At 61.0% G+C, this 241-nt stretch carries 1 protein-coding gene; it reads right to left on the reverse strand.

Annotated features, from left to right (window positions below; translation table 11 throughout):
* Positions 1-241: hypothetical protein (locus tag CH341_RS35050; protein WP_170149927.1), on the reverse strand; the 241-nt coding region annotated here is incomplete at both ends.

Genomic DNA, 241 nt, shown 5'->3' on the forward strand with positions numbered 1-241 from the left:
CGACCAATGGGAGCAATCTCTGTGCCGCCCGCCGCATCACTCAACTCGCGGACGCGATCCCCCGCCCGGTTGAACACCTCGATGCGGAAGACATCCGGCATCGCCAGAATCGTCTTCAGGGCGACATTCTCTTCAGCAGAGAAGCTACCCTCTTTGTCCTGCAGACCCGTCTCCTGAAGACGGCCCGCGGCAAAGGTCGCGCGCTCGACCGCCTCCGATCGCACATATTTCGAATAGAGCT

This window comes from Rhodoplanes roseus (assembly GCF_003258865.1).
GTDB lineage: Bacteria > Pseudomonadota > Alphaproteobacteria > Rhizobiales > Xanthobacteraceae > Rhodoplanes > Rhodoplanes roseus.